The following is a 16,457-nucleotide window of genomic DNA, read 5'->3' on the forward strand; positions in this document are numbered from 1 at the left end:
AAGAGTTTGATAGACAATTAAATTCCTCAAAGTATATTTCACAACTTGGGTTAAAAATAATTTTAGTCTTGAATGATATTAATAATCATTTAATAAAATTATTTGTTGCTGGTGAGACACCAGTAACAGTTTTTATTAAAGACAGTCCAAAGCTAAATTTTATTAGCAAATTTTATTTTTATTAGTGGAGACACCAATAATGACAAATAAAATAAGATAAGGGAAAATGTTGGAGGCTGTGCGCTTCAAAACGAACCACAAAGGTAGAACTTTTTATTTGTCTTTGCAAAATTAATAAGTAGAAGATTGTTTTTAACTGCCCTAAATGTCAATATTATTTTCATCTTCTGTATTCTCTCTAATTACTTTCCAAGTTCGGTCTGCTAATAATAAAACTTCTGCCATAAAAGTAAGTTTTGAGCTTCGTCCCCATTGGTCTGGAGCAATCATAGAAAGAACTTTTTCGCCTGTTTTAGAGCGTTCATAAAGGAAATAGGTATGATTTACAAGTGGCTCAAAACCCATATCAGCATTATAAATCTCTAATGAGATATGTGTTCTTGATTGAATTTCTTTTGCCTGTTGTGCCAAAAGGTTGATTTGTTCTCTAATTTGGTCAAGTTGCATTTCAGTTTGTTGTTCCATGGCAGCAAGTGCCTTACTTTTCATAATTCCTTTTTCGGTCGGAACAATGATAGCACCTCCAACTGTATGTGCATAAGGTAAAAGCCCTGGATTGGTCGCTATTTTATCGGCATCAATTGGATTGACAAAGTTTTCGAATTGTTGTTTTTGTTTCTCATCAAAGAAAAGATTTTCTTTTTTGTGTTCTGATTTTTCTTTGTCGCTCATACGTACAGTATTCAAAATAAATAGTGGTTAATTTTTATCTTTATGCAGATGTTATATTGTTTAATCTTTTACTATCAAAAATCAAACAAAACTCTAAAATCTAACTTTCTGAATCCTTTTTTTGTTTGGAATTTCTTAATCTATTTGTGTAGTAGCTAACCAATTTTCAACCTCTTGTATTTCTGTAAAGAATTTTACTTTAATTTTTGTTTTTCTGTTTGCCATCACAACAGCATCTTCAAACACACTCGTTTCAAAACCCATTTTTTCTACTAAGAAAGCGTGTTTTTGTAGACCATACTCCTCTGCATCAGGATACCACATATGTTCAATATACATGAGCGTTTCTTCAGGAGGAAGATTTATTTTTGTAAAATCATCTACCCACATCAAAACTTGATTTTTTCGCATAAACTTTAAACCTGTTTTGTAAGCAGATAGAGCTTCTTCTGTCAGAACAGTTCCACGCCAATGGCAACGTAAATATTTTTTTTCATTCTCAAAATGAATTTCTACGTGAGAATCTGTATAAATGATTGAATTTTCCATAGTTGCAATTGATTTTAAACTAGTTATTTTTAAATGGCTATTTTCTTGTTCTTTATCATTTTTATAAGGACTACTTTTTCTATTAAATAATCAGTAGTTTTGAACTGTAAAATTACACAACTCTACTCAATTTAAAACGATGTGAAACTGTAAAATTATGTAGAGATAATGTAGAGTTTTTAAAAAATGTCTTATAATTAAATTAGTTATGCAACAGAAAAAAGTAGGAATTTTAGGAGGTGGACAACTTGGCAGAATGTTGATTTCGCCAGCCATTGATTTAGACATTGAATTACATTTTTTAGAAAATGATTCAGATGCACCTTGTTCGACTGTTTCAAGAAATTTTCATAAAGGAAATATTATAGACTACCAAGATGTTTTAGATTTTGGTAGAAAAATGGACATTATTTCCATAGAAATTGAAAAAGTTTCGGCTGATGCGCTTGAGCAGTTAGAAAAAGAAGGTAAAAAAGTTTTTCCTCAATCAGCTATTATTCGTTTGATTCAAGATAAAAGATTGCAAAAACAATTTTATAAGGATAATCAAATTCCTACTTCTGATTTTGTTTTGATTGACGATAAAGAAGAATTGATAAATTATTTAAGTAAAAATCAAGACAAATTTCCTATTGTTCAAAAATTAGGAAAAGATGGCTATGATGGAAAAGGTGTTCAGATTCTGAAAAACCTAGAAGATGCAAAGCAAAATGGTTTTGATGCTCCGTCGCTTTTAGAAGAAAAAGTCGATATTGAGAAAGAAATTTCAGTAATTGTGGCAAGAAATGAAAAAGGCGAAATAGCTGTTTTTGATGCTGTCGAAATGGTTGTAAATGAAAAATATAATTTGCTAGATTATTTGTTAGCACCTGCAAATATTACAGAAAGCCAAAAAGAAGAATCTGTTCGCTTGGCTAGAGAAGTTATTGAAAAACTAGGTAATAAAGAAGGTATAGATGGAATGGTTGGTCTTTTGGCTGTTGAATTATTTATTCCAAAAAATAATGACCAACAAGGAGCTATTTTAGTTAATGAAGTTGCGCCACGCCCTCATAATAGTGGACATCATACTATAGAAGCCTCTACTACTTCACAATATGCTCAACATTTACGCTCAATTATGAATCTTCCTTTAGGAAAAACGACGCTTCGAAGCTCGGCAGCAATCCTTAATTTGATAGGAGAAGAAAATCATACAGGGAAGCCATTCTATGAAGGATTAGATAAATTACTGGATTTGGAAAATGTATATCCTCATATCTATGGAAAAAAAATAACAAAACCAGCACGAAAAATGGGACATATTACCATTTTGGGAAATGATATTGAATCATTAAAGGAAAAAATTGATAAAGTCAAAGGCAGTATTCGTGTGATTACTAGATAAACCAAATTTGATTTTAGGTTTCAAGAAAATATCAATTAAATTAATAAAATTATATTTCTTAGTGTTAAAGTTATGTTTTATTTGGAATGATTCTAATAAACACTGTTTTTGGCAAGGTAATTGAATTATTTATAGTATATTTTATACAAAACAAAGTTTACTTATTTTACTACTACTATTAATTTTGTTTTGAATACTCACTAAAAATATTTTCCTATGACTACTATTCGCAATTATATTTTATCGTCTTTATTACTTGTTTCAGTTTTTGGCTGTGCAGCTTTTTCTCAAAATGAGAATGTAAACAAGAATGAAGGAAAGGTTTTTTCAGTTTCTGATGCTTCTGCTATTGGAGAAGGTAAAATTACAGAAAAAAGGGTAGAGAAAGATAACAGCAAGGAAAAAGAAGATACTAACTCAGAGAGAAACGAGTTTGTAGCTTCTGTTTTAGAAACAGCTACTGCTTTGGAAGGTGTTCCTTATGTTTATGCAGGCAAGTCACCAAAAGGTTTTGACTGTTCAGGATTTGTTTATTATGTATTCAAAAATCATGATATTGCTCTTCCTGCTTCTTCAAGAATGTACGACAATGTAGGTAAAACAATTACGTTAGAAAATGCAAAAGAAGGAGATATTATTTGTTTTACAGGAACAGACCCAAGCATTGATCGTACGGGACACGTTGGAATTGTAGTAGAAAACAATCCAGATGAGCCTATAAAGTTTATTCATGCTACTTCTGGAAAAAAATATTCAGTAGCATATAGTACACTTTCAAAAGATGGAAGTGGTCATTATGCTAAACGTTTCCGTTCTATCCGTAGAGTTTCTCCAAAAAACTAGAAAATTATCTAGCTTATTCTTATAAGCTCATCAATAATACATAAAAAAATGCCTTATTCCATTAATTTGAAGTAAGGCATTTTTTGTGTCAAATATTGAAATTGATTATGTAATTATGCCAAATTCTGACGAATCTTTTCTGCTGTATTTTGAAAATCTTCTTGACTAAATTCTGGTCGTTTTTTTGAAAAATCTAAATCTGAAATTTCATTAATTGGAACTAAATGAACATGTGTATGTGGAACTTCTAAACCAATAACAGCAACTCCAATACGATTACAAGAAATAGATTTTTTCATTGCTAGAGCAACTTTTTTCGAAAAAAGCATTAATTCAGAAAGTTCTGAATCGGCTAGATCAAAAATATAATCGTTTTCTTTTTTTGGAACACACAAAACGTGTCCTTCTTTCAAGGGACGAACATCTAAAAAAGCAAGATGTTTTTCGTCTTCCAAAATTTTATAAGAAGGAATTTCTCCGTTGATGATTTTTGTGAAAATAGACATAAGTTAAGTTATAGGTTGTAAGTGGTAAATTGTAAGTTCATTGTGAATTCATTTATCACTTATAACTCACAACTTATCACCTATGTTTTTATCGTGTAATTTCTAGAATTTCAAATTTCATTTTTCCTCTTGGAGCATCTATCTCTGCTGTTTCGCCTACTTTTTTACCTAAAAGTCCTTTTCCGATAGGAGATAAAACAGAAATTTTGTTTTGTTTTAAGTCTGATTCTTCTTCTGCTACAAGAGTATATTGTAAAACTAGTTTTTTATTAGCCGAATTTCTAATTTTTACTTTTGAAAGAATAGAAACTTTTGAAATATCAATTTGAGACTCGTCAAGAATACGAGCATTACTAATTGTTGTTTCTAGTTTTGATATTTTCATTTCTAGCATTCCTTGTGCATCTTTTGCTGCATCATATTCTGCATTTTCTCTCAAGTCTCCTTTGTCTCTAGCTTCTGAAATTTCTTCAGCAATATTTGCTCTTCCTTTTGTTTTAAGATATAAAAGTTCTTGTTGTAATTCGTCGTATTTTTCTTTTGTAAAATATGATATGTTTGCCATAATTCTGAAATGTTATAAGTTATTGTTGTCAAATTGTATGATGTACTTCCTTTTATAGTTGTAAAGGAATTTTTATCAAAAAAAAGAACACACCAAATCTATGAGAAGTTTGGCGTGAACCTTTTATGATTATACGTATTTTGCTAATTTCTATTTTAATTTTCTGTAATTACAAAGATACAAAAAACACATTGAAATTGATGTAATTTACTACTTAGGTAATTACATTTTTTTTGGGTCATCTGTCTTTGTTTTTTCCTTATTATTTATAGTTGATTTGGGTTGATTGAGTTGTATTTTCTCTACAGTTACAATTTTTCCTTTTTCATTTTTGTCCAATCTCCAACTTAATGTTCCATCAGACAAACGAATAAGTTTAGCTACACCCAAAATTTCTAATGTATTACGGTCTTTTACTTGTAGAGTGGCTGTATCAGCTTCTACTGTACCAGAAAGTGAATAGTTATATTGACAATCTACTCCGTAACAATGTGTTCCTAAAACTTCTTTCCCAACTTGATTGAGTTGAATCAATACTTTTTTACCATCAAAGTTCCATTCCCAATCTCCTTTAAAATCAGCATATTTAGGTTGATTATTTTGCATCAACACTATTTCTTCAAGCTGTTTTGTCATTGGCTTAAAGGTAAGGTTAATGATAGAAGGCTTTGCCGAATAGTTTACAAACTGTACAGTTAGAGAATCAGATGTTTTGTTCTGAAACTCAAACACCCAATAATAGGCATTGCCAGCTTCATTACTCAAAACTAACGTATGGTTTGTTTCTATAAAAAAGCCTTTTAAGCTATCTAAACCTAATAAATTTCGTGCATCATATTTTCCATTTTTTTCAAATGAGATTTGTTGAGCACCTTGTTTGAATAACTTAGAGGTAATTTTGGAAGAAACACTTGTATCTTGTTCTGTCATTCTTTCCAAATACCATTTTGTGCCTTTTAGTGTGGAAAGGGAGGTAGCCCAAACATATCCATTACAAAAAAATAAAAGACCAATTAAAGATAAAAAGAATAAATATTTTGTAGTTTTCATTTAGTAAAAAATAAAGGTAAAATTTAGTGTGCTAATATATTTGTGAGTATAACTTTAAAATTATTTTAAGAACCTATCAAACAAAAAAGTTTGAGATGATAGTTCCCACAAAAATATTGTTTTTTATGTAGGATAAAAAATAAGTGTAAATAATTAATTATTGGTTGTAAGTGAATATTTATAACAAAATAATTATATTTTATTAATTATAAAAAAATTATAAAACATTTTATTTTATATACTACAAATCCTAACTCTATCAACCACTTATTATAGTTCAACTGTAATAAGGCATATTTTTGTTAAAAAAGCAAAACAACAGAAGGTAAATTTATTATTTATAGTCAACCATTTATAATTTGTTTTGTTTTATTCGTAACGCAAAGACTCAATAGGATCTAAATTAGAAGCTTTATAAGCAGGATAAACTCCAGCAGCTAATCCAACAAAAATACAAATAATGATTCCGACAATCATCCAAAGCCAAGGAATAACAAACTGAGCATCTGCACTTCCTATAAGTTTGGCGACTCCATTACCTAATCCAATACCCAAAAAAATGCCAAATAATCCACCCAGTAAGCAAATAACGATTGCTTCAATTAAAAATTGCCTTCTTATCTGTTTGGCAGAAGCTCCAATTGCTTTTCTGATTCCGATTTCTCGTGTTCGTTCTGTCACCGAAACAAGCATAATATTCATTAGTCCAATAGATGCCCCTAGTAAGGTTAAGAATCCTATTCCAGCTCCTCCCAAACGCAATATTCCTGTAGTTTCTCCTAAAGAAGAAGACAGCGATTCACTACTAGAAACTTCAAAAGAGGAATTTTGAGTAAGTTTGTCTCCTCTAATTATTCTCATAAGTCCTGTAGCTTCTCCCATGAGTGCTTCTGTTTGAGCAGGATTTTTTACACCAATTGTGATGGTGTAGGAAAGTTGTCTGTCATTTCCCAAAATATTTGCCATAGGTAGAGGAATCAAAACACTTCTATCTGTACTTGAAGAGCTTCCTATTCCTCCTTCTTCTTCCAAAAGACCAATAACTGTAAAGCCATATCCTTTTACTAAAATACGCTTTCCGATAGGTGAGTTTCCTTTAAAAAGAGTTTCATTTATTTCTTTTCCGATAATGGCAAATTGACTTCCTCGTTGAATGTCTATTGAAGTAAAATTTCTACCTTCCTTAATCTCAAATCCATTTACTAAGTTATAGTTTTCATCAATACCAACAACTGAAGAGTTTGGGTTTGTTTTTTCGGATTGATATTTTACTTCTGTTCCAAAACTTACTCTTGTATAAATAGTAACGGCATCTTCTGAACTTACACTTTCACTAAAACGTTTTTCAAATGCCATTACTTCATTATATTTCAATGGACTTTCTATTTTTTCTACTACGCCACGACGACGAGAGCGCATGCTATTATTTTTATCTTTTACATCAAAAGAATTAGCTCCCAAATCTGAGAGACCAGCAGTAATATTTTGTTCGATAGCATCAATAGCTGTCAAAATACCTACTAGAGCAGTAATTCCGATAGCAATAAGAGAAATTGTAAGAAGAGAACGCAACCAATTATCACGAGTAGCACGTAGAGCTTCGGCAGTATTTTGAGCTAAATTCATAAATTATTCAAAACTATTTTTTGGTAGATACTACTATTACTAAGAGATTATTCTATTAGTTTGAATAAATTGGATTTATTACAAAAATTTGGGAAATTTGATTTTTTATAAGGAGATTAATAACAGATTTATTTGATTAAATTATATTTTAAGATGCAATAAATAGCTCTAAATCCATCTTTCCAGTTTATTTTTTTTCCTTCTTTATAAGTTCTTCTATGGTAAGAGATAGCTACTTCATAAATTCTTATTCCATATAATTTAGAGATTTTAGCAGTTATTTCAGGTTCAAAACCAAAACTATTTTCTTCTAATTTTATAGATTGAATCATTTTAGTATTAAAAATTTTATAACAGGTTTCCATATCTGTTAAGTTGAGATTAGTAAACAGATTCGATAAAAAAGTTAAAAATTTATTCCCTAGTGTGTGCCAACAGAAAACAAACCCTTTAGATTTATCATTCATAAATCTAGAACCATATACTACATCTGCAAAATCATCAATGATAGGTTGTAACAAAATATTATATTCCTGTGGAGCATATTCTAGGTCAGCATCTTGAATAATTAGATATTCGCCTGCTGCTTTATGTATTCCTGTTCGTAAGGCTGCACCTTTGCCTTTATTGATATTGTGGACAAAATAAGAAATAGACAAATCAGGATTTTCTGTAGTATATTTTTTTACTGCTAGTTCAGTATTGTCAGTCGAACAGTCATTTACTATAATTATTTCTTTTTGAATATTATTTATCAAAATTACATCCTTAACTTTATTCAGTAATGCTATAATTGTTCTTTCTTCATTATAGGTAGGGATAATTATAGAAAGGGTGTTTATGTGCATAAAGTTAATTAAGAGGTGTTTTATGTGGATATTACTATAACAATGGTTGCTTTTCCTTATTTTTGAATTGGCAAAGGAAGACTAAAAAAATAAATTTACATTTTTAGCTATCTATAAAAACAGAATTTTAATCCTGTTTATTAATGCGTGAATTTTTCAAAGTATAAATTTATTCATTTTATATTCCAAAGAGATGTTGCCGTTGTTGAGGAAAAAAATAGAGTAGTAGATGATTTTTGAGACAGTTTACTACCTTGTCAAAACAATATAATCCTGTAATACAGTATGTAAAAACTGTTTAGTTTGTTGTGGACTTGAAAATTTTTCTTGTGGAACATCTAGTTTTTGGGCAGCTAAAAGAGCTGTTTTTTGAAGTAATTTATAGGTTTCTTTTTGTTTTGGAAAACGACTTGCACGATTTAGAATTGTTTTGATGGCAAGCATATCCTCCTCTGAAAACACTGTAACACGCTCATAAGTAGGTTCATAGTTTCTAAAAGAACGAATATTAAGTAATTCTTTCATATTTACATGTTGAGTAGATTTTACTTTAATAACTGTTGTTCCTGCCAAAATATCTCCCAAACGCTGTCCTTTTTCAGTTCCTGTAACCAACAAAACAGCTAAAGCACCTGAGGAAAAAACTATATCTACCATTCTGAATGCCCAACGCATAAAGTAATCGGAAAGAGAAGGAATATCACCATTTAGCTTTACTACACGAATTCCCATTGCTCGTTTGCCAATACTTTGTCCATTAAAAATAATTTCACAAAAGAGCGAATAAAAAAGCCATATAGGTAAAATAATCAGAAAACTAAAAAAAGTGTATGCTTTTTCCGACCAACCAACAACATAAAGTAACCAACTAAATAATAGATACAAGACAATATTTACTAGAATAAGAATAGCCAAATCTATAACCCAAGCAATGATACGCTGAACGGTAGAAGGTAATTCGTATTCAATAGTTACGTTTTGAGAAGTGCGAATAGAAATGGTTTTCATATATTTACAGAGTATTTTTTTATTATCTAACCTTATATTTTAAATTTCTTAGAACAAATAAAAGTTTTAGCTTACAAATTAGTAAAATAATTAGTATTTTGTAGTTTATTATATAAAAAATGATGACAAAATAATTGGCAGAGCAATTTTATAAAATTCATAAAAAATGAGAGAAAATACTTTTATAGAACAAAATAAGGAAAAATGGCAAGACTTTGAGCAATTACTCAAAGAAAAACAACGTAATCCAGACAAACTTAGTGAATCTTTTGTCGAAATTACAGATGACCTTTCTTATGCACGTACATTTTACCCTAATCGTTCGGTGCGTTTATATCTCAACGGAATTGCTCAACAAATATTTAGAGATGTTTATAAAAATAAACGGGTTAGGTGGCAAAAACTCCTAGATTTTTGGACAACTGATTTGCCTGCCACCATGTATATGATTCGAAAAGACCTTTTAGTTGCTTTTCTTATTTTCTTTGGTGCTTTACTGATTGGTATTTTTTCTACTGTACAAGACCCTGATTTTGTAAATGTTATTTTAGGAGAAAGTTATGTGCAAATGACAGAGGAGAATATTGCCAATGGAGACCCAATGGCTGTTTATAAAGGGAGTGATGAGATAAGTATGTTTTTTCGGATTACGTTTAATAATTTGAGAGTTGCTTTTATGAGTTTTGTTATGGGCGCACTCTTTTGTATAGGAAGTATTTTTGTATCTATTTATAATGGAATAATGGTAGGGTCTTTTCAATATTTTTTCTATGAAAAGGATGTTTTGATAGATTCCATGTTTGCGATTTGGTTACACGGAACACTTGAAATTTCATCGATTGTTATTGCTACAGCAGCAGGAATTACGATGGGAAAAGGGCTGCTTTTTCCAGGTACACTCAGTAGATTAGAATCTTTTCAGATTAGTGCAAGACGTGGAATGAAAGTAATGGTAGGACTCGTTCCTGTGATTATTTTGGCTGGATTTATTGAGAGTTTTCTGACTCGTTATACTGATATGCCATTGATTATTCGTGGAACACTTATTTTGGTTTCGCTTCTTTTTATGGTAGGTTATTTTGTGATTTATCCATATATTTTGGTAAAGACTAAAAAAATAACATTACCTGTTCAGAAACTTCCCGAAACAAGTGAAGACAGTGAATTTGAGCTTTTTCAGATACGAACATTAGGTAATATTCTGACAGAGTCAATGATGATTCATAGAAGACATTTTGTTCCTATTTTTAATCTATGTGTTGTGATGTTATTTCCTTTGGCTATTATGATGTATCTTTTAGTTTTTAAAGATATTTCAAATTTTGATTTTCCTCGTGATTTGGAATATAAGATGGAGAAATATTATTTATTAATCGTAACAGGAAATTATATTCAAAGTATTCCCTTCGTGATAGCACATACATTAATTTGGACACTTGGCATTACCTTTCCTTATTATTTTTTCTCTGAAACGGTCACTCAGGAATCTAGAAAGATAGAGTGGTCTGTTAAAGGTTTTGGTAATTTTCTGCTCAAAAATGGTTACAAATCATTTTTAGCTGTTCTTTTGGTAAAAGTTATTATTTTTTCTAGTCCGTACATGATTTTTGTTGCTTTACTAGTTACGCCACTATTACTTTTTTGGTTATTTACTTGGACGACCCAAACAAATAATCCTTTTAAAGCCTTCGGAAAAGCAGTAAAACTATTTTTCTTTCAACCAATCGATAGTTTTATGATGATGGCAATTACTCTTTTGGTAGGCTCTGTTTATTATGTTCTTATCAATTCTCCTTTGAGTGGTTTCTTTATTGGAGTTTTGGAGATGCACTTTTTGGAAGGTGAAACGTTTGCCCTCAAGATTGTACAAGTATTTTATTTTGCTAGTCTGATTACAGGTATGTTTCTCATTGTTCCTTTATTTATTTATTCTATCGGAATGCAGTATTTTAGTGTGATGGAACGTGCTGAAAATACCACACTCAAACAACGTATTGAAGCCATCAAAGTAGAGGAATAGAACATTATATGTCGTCGGTGGGACACCGACAACAGCAAAAAAACAAAAACACCTTCAAATTTATAAGATTTGAAGGTGTTTTTAGTATTTATAATCTCTATCTATTTATCTCTTTACTTAGGATTTGTAGCCCAAACTGTGGCATCAGTAATAAAACCAACATCATTCATAGAAAGTAAAGATACGATAGTATGAGCAATTTCAGTTCCTTGTAGTTTGCTCTCATTTTCTTTGTCTTGTGTAGCTCCTACTTTATCAAAAAAGGGTGTCACCACTTCACTAGGATTTACTTGCATTACTCTGACGTTGTGTTTACGAAGTTCTGCACGCCAACATTCTGTCATGGCAGCCAATGCAAATTTACTAGAACAGTAAGCTGTTCCATTTGCAAAACCTTTTTGAGAAGCTGTAGAAGCAATATTTATAATATTTCCAGTATTTTCTTTTTGGAAATGTTTGGCAGCTTCCTTTCCTACCATAAAAGCACCTTTTACATTTACTTCCCAAACTTTAGTAAAATCTTTTACTGAAGTATCTACCAATGCACCAAAACTACCAATTCCTGCATTATTTATAACTACATTAATTCCTCCCATTTCTTGAAGTGCTTTTTCGAATAAGTTTTTGACATCAACTTCATTCGAAATATCAGCAGTTGTTCCTTTTATTCCTAATTCTGAAATAGCTTTTTGTACGTCTTTTGCGTTTCTAGCACAGATAAAAACATCTGCTCCTTGTTCTTTTAGAAGTTTAGCTGTTGCATAACCTATTCCTGTACTTCCACCTGTCAAAATTACTTTTGCGTCTTTGATTTGCATAAAAAATGAGTATGATTAATTTTTTGATAAATTGATTTAAAGTTTAACATGTAATCAAAGAACTACTAGATAATATTGTTTTAAATTTTAGAATAAACTAACATTTTTGAAAAAAATCAAAACAATAAAGAAGAAATAAAAATTCATATCTAATCACTTTAAAACTCATATATTTCTTTCCAAGGTTGTATAGGATTACGATTTGGTATTGGTTCACCTGTTTCTTCATCTACTTTTAATTTTATTTTTTGTCCTGTCGTAATTTTTTTAATCTTAAATTTGGGTAACTCTTGAGTATAATAAAAAGGCTGGTTGGGTTTATAAATTTCTGTATCCATATTATAAAATGGAACAACTACATAACCATAGAGCTTAAACTCTTCTGGCAAATCCTTTTTATTTTCAGGATATACGTACAAGAAAAACTCATTTTCTAGATTTCTTATTGGTAATTTGGGATTATAATAAGTTAATTTTGTCTTATCTTCGCTCAAATATATCCCAAAAAAATCACCATCTATAATTCTTTTTCCATCTATATTTTTTACTTTATAGGTGTTTTTGGCAGCATCTTCTGTACTTCTGCCTTGCATAATCATTTTATAAGTAGGCTTTTCTTCAATACGCCAGTTAAAATTATTTAGTTCAGAGTTTTTCTTAGTAATAAGCTGAGGAGGAATTACTTGCCCTTCGGGTTGCTGTAAAAATAGGATTTCTTCTAGCTCGTTATCTGCAATAAATTTCATAATAATATTACTACATTTTATGTAATTCATTCCTTTTAAGGTAGCCTCTTCTTCTTTTTTTTCTTCTATCATAAAATAAATGCTCTCACCATTTCCATTTACATTTACTCTTTTTATATAGCCACTATCAAAAACGGCAAGCAAATCCCGACCTTTTATTTGATTAAATTGTCCGAATACATCAGCCGAAATAACAAAAGCTTTATCGGTAATTGTCATAGAATCTACAGTATTATCTCTCAGTTTTGCTTTTATTTTTGTACCTGAAAGTTGATTTGCAGTATTCCATAAAACAGGGTCATAATCAAAATAAATAATAGAATCTTCTAAGTCATAATTTAAAGAATCACAAATTCCCTGTAAATCTTGCTTATAAATCTTGACATTTCTGTAGGCATAAAAACGCTGTTCAGCTGCTACGCTATCATTCATTGCAATTAATGTATCAGCAGCAATATAGAGGGTATCCTTTTTGAAAGGTTTTACCAAAAGAGCATCTCCATAGGCATCTAAACGGCTTTTTATCCCATCATAGTAGGCTTCATCTCCAAAAATAGTGACATTTTCTTTTTTGTAATAGAGCTGTACATTCTCTTTAAAAACACCTTTTTCTGTCAAATTATCATAATCGATAAAATTAGCAGAAATAATATAATCTCGGTTTTCGATGCGAGTAGCTACATTCGAACCTTCTGCTGTTTTCAAAATTCCTGTTTGAGCATTTATTTGAGTTCCTTTTACAGCATTGATAGTTCCATCTTTATTGATGATTTTTCCCTCTGAATCAAAAAAGATTGTTTTTGTAACTGTATTATAAGCTACCGAATCAGCTATAAGTTGTTGGTCTGGACTAAGTGCTTGTACATTTCCACGAAAAGTAGCAATTCTAGAATTTGTGTTATAATAGCCTCTATCACTCGTCAGTCTTGAAGTTTTGTCTGTAACTACTCCTCCTTCAAAATAAGCTGCTGTTTTTGTTTTGAGGTTATAATTTAATTTTCGTGTTCGAACTGTTTTTTCTTGGTCTTGCAAAACTACATTTCCTCTTACTTTGGCTAATTTTGTATACCCATCATAATAAAGTGTATCGCCAGTAAGAGTAAGGCTGTCCTGTTCTACAAAACGAATATTTCCAAATGCTTCAATTTGATTTCTGTCAATATATTGAAAAACACTATCGGCATACATGATTGTGTTTTTCTGTTTAAACTGAACTTGTCCACGTTCATCTTTTTTCAGAATACGTATTTTTTCACCATTTGGCAATACATCGCCTTCCAAAACTCCAGCTTTCAAAAGTTCTACCCTTGATATTGTTTGGGTTGTATCTTCAATAGTTTCTAAAGTAGGTTTTTTTTCTATGGTTTTGTTAGTTGCTTTTTGAGCAAAAGAAGAATGCGAAAAGAACGCTGATGAAGATAACAAGAAAATGAAAAATGTAACAAATAAAAATCTCATAAATTCCTTTTTTTGAACGACTAGAAATGCTTTGAATTAATTTGCAAAGTTAGTCTATTTTAATTCTATGTTGCATAAATTGATTTAGAAAAAATGGTATTTTGTATTTACTTAATCTTTGCTAAAGCTATTTAACGGATTTTTTCAGGTATTTCTTATTCTAAAAGAATCAACTACACTATGAATTACAGTCACTTTTTCTAAACTTTACTTTCTAACAGTCCGTACTTGTAAGAGAAAAAATACTCTTAACAAAACATTAAACGACTCTTATGAATAATTTTAACGACGAAAATAATGGGTATTTACTTTTTTGCAAGCGATGGAATATAGAAGATGTCAAAAAAGTAGAAAGCATGTATCACTTAGAAGATTTAAAAGCATTTTTGCCTGATGAACCTAGTGAACAAGACAAAATAGCATTAAATAGTGTTTTGGGAGCTAGTTTTGATAATTTTTATGGATATATGGACTATCAAAAATCAACCAATACCTTCGAACTTATCATGCAATGGCGTGAAAAAACAGGTAAGTATGTAAAACAGGGTTAAAACCCTGTTCAATTCATAATTCTGCCATTATCGGTGTCCCCACCGACGATAGCAAAATACAAACAAACTTATATTACGCTGTATTCAACCTATAGATTAAATCTAGACTTTTTAGTCTGCATCCACACACATACACTCATCTTATACTAACTTCAATTCTGTAAATATTACACCCTAGAAATAAAATACTCTATTTGAAGGAGCTGATAGCTGTGAAATGCCATCTATTGTAGCCATGTTAAAAAGCAAATTTTACTAACTATAATTTCTAAAAATATAAAATAAAACTAATGTTTTAGGTGTTTTTTTGAATTATAATCTGTTTAATGTCGCAATTTTAACGTTTAAGAAGCGTTATTTTTTTATAATAAAGATAAAAAATGTTACCTTGCATGAGGTTTATTCAATTAACTAAAATAAAATTTAGTTTTCGTTTTATCTACTATTATATTTTTGATAAGACTATTGATTATATCACTACCAGCTATAAAAATTTCAATCATATTTATATTACGACAATGAATTTAGGTTTATTCAAAAATTTTTTATGTGTAATTGTTCTATTTGCTTGCTTTGGACTTTATCATAAAACTACTGCACAAGATTTACAGTTTTCACAATTTCATAATGCACCTCTTTATCTCAATCCAGCTTTTGCAGGAATGCACCAAGGAGGAAGAATGACACTTAACTATCGCAATCAATGGCCTAGCTTAGATGTCAATTATATTACCTATGCAGGTGGCTTTGATTATTATTTCCCAAATATTCGCTCTTCTATTGGTGTAATTGCCAAAGTAGACGAGCAAAGTACAGGTACAACTCCTTATAAAAGTACAGATGTTTCGCTTATTTATGCGTACATGATTCCTTTAAGTGACAGGCTTACTGTCCAGCCAGCCCTTCAAGTAGGATATGTGCAAAAAAGTGCAGGATTTATCGGACTTACTTTTCCAGACCAATTTAGTGATAAAGGATTTTTAGGAACACCAACAGGAGAAAGTTTTGCTCGTAATCAACTTGGATATGTAGATATTGCAACAGGAGCAGTTCTTTTTGGTCAGAATTTTTGGGTAGGAGTTTCTGCCAATCATATAAATAGTCCTCCTGATAGTTTTATTGGAGATGAAAACCGTTTGCCTATCAAACTATCTTTTCATGGTGGATACAAAATAGACTTTGCAAATCGTTACGACAATCGTAGTAAAAGTATTACTCCTACCTTTATGTACAAAAAACAAGGTTCTTTTCAACAGTTGAGCCTTGGCGCACATGGAGAGTATGAACCACTTTTGTATGGACTTTGGTACAGAGGTTTTCCTATCGAACAATCAGTTAATAATTTTCCAAAACATGATGCTGTTGTAGCTATGTTGGGAGTGAAATTTGGTGGCTGGGCATTGGCTTATAGTTATGATTGGTCTATTTCAGAAGTTGCAGGAGCTAGAGCAAATTCACATGAAATTTCTTTAGTATTTAGCTTTGGTGGAAAAGACGATGTAGCTTGTCCCAATCCTTTTTCTGAACCTCGTTATAAAGGCGCACGTTATCGTTAGAAAAATATTCTATGTTAAATAGAAATCAAAATTTGTAAAGAAATTAAAAATCAGACAGTTGTTATATTGTCTGA

The 16,457-nt window shown here is 30.6% G+C and carries 15 protein-coding genes; 5 read left to right on the top strand and 10 right to left on the bottom strand.

Annotated features, from left to right (window positions below; genetic code table 11):
* Nucleotides 1–321: 321 nt before the first annotated feature.
* Together V9L04_RS15845 and V9L04_RS15850 are read right to left on the bottom strand one after the other, a co-directional pair.
* Nucleotides 322–852 (bottom strand): DUF2452 domain-containing protein, encoded by a 531-nt coding sequence (locus V9L04_RS15845; RefSeq protein ID WP_338790832.1) that lies wholly within the window; start codon nt 850–852, stop codon nt 322–324.
* 135 nt (nt 853–987) lie between these two features.
* Nucleotides 988–1,401, bottom strand: coding sequence for a hypothetical protein (locus V9L04_RS15850; RefSeq protein ID WP_338790833.1), 414 nt, complete (start codon nt 1,399–1,401; stop codon nt 988–990).
* Nucleotides 1,402–1,609: 208 nt separating this feature from the next.
* Between V9L04_RS15850 and V9L04_RS15855 the strand changes: the two genes are divergently transcribed.
* Nucleotides 1,610–2,788, top strand: a complete 1,179-nt coding sequence (locus V9L04_RS15855) for a 5-(carboxyamino)imidazole ribonucleotide synthase (RefSeq protein ID WP_338790834.1) — start codon at nt 1,610–1,612, stop codon at nt 2,786–2,788.
* Nucleotides 2,789–3,004: 216 nt separating this feature from the next.
* Nucleotides 3,005–3,631, top strand: coding sequence for a C40 family peptidase (locus V9L04_RS15860; protein ID WP_338790835.1), 627 nt, complete (start codon nt 3,005–3,007; stop codon nt 3,629–3,631).
* 113 nt (nt 3,632–3,744) lie between these two features.
* Here V9L04_RS15860 and V9L04_RS15865 read toward each other — a convergent pair whose 3' ends face one another.
* The 6 genes from V9L04_RS15865 to V9L04_RS15890 form a co-directional block, all read right to left on the bottom strand.
* Nucleotides 3,745–4,137 (bottom strand): HIT family protein, encoded by a 393-nt coding sequence (locus V9L04_RS15865; protein WP_338790836.1) that lies wholly within the window; start codon nt 4,135–4,137, stop codon nt 3,745–3,747.
* Between the two features lie 88 nt (nt 4,138–4,225).
* On the bottom strand, nt 4,226–4,702 hold the full coding sequence (gene greA, locus V9L04_RS15870; RefSeq protein WP_338790837.1) for a transcription elongation factor GreA: 477 nt from the start codon (nt 4,700–4,702) through the stop codon (nt 4,226–4,228).
* A 222-nt stretch (nt 4,703–4,924) separates the two neighbouring features.
* The gene (locus V9L04_RS15875) at nt 4,925–5,752 is read right to left on the bottom strand and encodes a hypothetical protein (protein WP_338790838.1); all 828 of its coding nucleotides are present in this window, start codon (nt 5,750–5,752) and stop codon (nt 4,925–4,927) included.
* 369 nt (nt 5,753–6,121) lie between these two features.
* A complete protein-coding gene (locus V9L04_RS15880) occupies nt 6,122–7,378 on the bottom strand; it encodes an ABC transporter permease (protein WP_338790839.1) in 1,257 nt (418 codons plus the stop codon).
* Nucleotides 7,379–7,506: 128 nt separating this feature from the next.
* Nucleotides 7,507–8,226 carry a glycosyltransferase family 2 protein gene (locus V9L04_RS15885; RefSeq protein ID WP_338790840.1) on the bottom strand — a complete coding sequence of 240 codons (720 nt, stop codon included), beginning with the start codon at nt 8,224–8,226 and terminating at the stop codon, nt 7,507–7,509.
* A gap of 249 nt (nt 8,227–8,475) precedes the next feature.
* Nucleotides 8,476–9,234: an RDD family protein gene (locus V9L04_RS15890; RefSeq protein WP_338790841.1), complete on the bottom strand. Its 759-nt coding sequence runs from the start codon at nt 9,232–9,234 to the stop codon at nt 8,476–8,478.
* A 166-nt stretch (nt 9,235–9,400) separates the two neighbouring features.
* Here V9L04_RS15890 and V9L04_RS15895 point away from each other — a divergent pair, with 166 nt between their 5' ends.
* Nucleotides 9,401–11,254 (top strand): stage II sporulation protein M, encoded by a 1,854-nt coding sequence (locus V9L04_RS15895; protein WP_338790842.1) that lies wholly within the window; start codon nt 9,401–9,403, stop codon nt 11,252–11,254.
* Nucleotides 11,255–11,367: 113 nt separating this feature from the next.
* Here the strand turns inward: V9L04_RS15895 and V9L04_RS15900 are convergent, their stop codons facing one another.
* Nucleotides 11,368–12,072, bottom strand: a complete 705-nt coding sequence (locus V9L04_RS15900; protein ID WP_338790843.1) for an SDR family oxidoreductase — start codon at nt 12,070–12,072, stop codon at nt 11,368–11,370.
* 158 nt (nt 12,073–12,230) lie between these two features.
* On the bottom strand, nt 12,231–14,276 hold the full coding sequence (locus V9L04_RS15905; protein ID WP_338790844.1) for an OstA-like protein: 2,046 nt from the start codon (nt 14,274–14,276) through the stop codon (nt 12,231–12,233).
* 272 nt (nt 14,277–14,548) lie between these two features.
* Between V9L04_RS15905 and V9L04_RS15910 the strand changes: the two genes are divergently transcribed.
* Both V9L04_RS15910 and V9L04_RS15915 read left to right on the top strand, forming a co-directional pair.
* Nucleotides 14,549–14,827, top strand: a complete 279-nt coding sequence (locus V9L04_RS15910) for a hypothetical protein (RefSeq protein WP_338790845.1) — start codon at nt 14,549–14,551, stop codon at nt 14,825–14,827.
* A gap of 518 nt (nt 14,828–15,345) precedes the next feature.
* Complete coding sequence (locus V9L04_RS15915; RefSeq protein ID WP_338790846.1) at nt 15,346–16,383, top strand: PorP/SprF family type IX secretion system membrane protein; 1,038 nt, start codon at nt 15,346–15,348, stop codon at nt 16,381–16,383.
* Nucleotides 16,384–16,457 lie beyond the last annotated feature (74 nt).

This window comes from Bernardetia sp. MNP-M8, assembly GCF_037126285.1.
GTDB lineage: Bacteria > Bacteroidota > Bacteroidia > Cytophagales > Bernardetiaceae > Bernardetia.